Raw genomic sequence first — 238 nt, forward strand, 5'->3', positions numbered from 1 at the left:
CAGGCAAGGTTGGAACCCGCGCTCCAGCCGATGTACAGCGCACCGCGTTTGACGACATCCACGATCGGCGCCAGCAACCCGCGCTCACGACTCTCTTTCAGCAACTGGAAGGTATTCCCGCCGCCGACAATCACCAGCTCGGCGTTTTCAATAGCGGCAATCGGATCGACAACGGTATGAATACCGGTAACGTTAACGCCCATTGGCGCAAAGATGGCTGCCGTTTTCGCCGTGTACT

General features: G+C 58.0%; 1 protein-coding gene. It reads right to left on the reverse strand.

Going from position 1 to position 238, the window contains the following annotated elements:
* Nucleotides 1-238, reverse strand: a 238-nt coding sequence (locus tag FDX22_RS15455) for a Type 1 glutamine amidotransferase-like domain-containing protein (protein WP_186805318.1), incomplete at both ends; no start/stop codon positions are given.

Origin of the sequence: Citrobacter sp. TBCS-14, from assembly GCF_005280805.1 — a bacterium.
GTDB lineage: Bacteria > Pseudomonadota > Gammaproteobacteria > Enterobacterales > Enterobacteriaceae > Citrobacter > Citrobacter gillenii.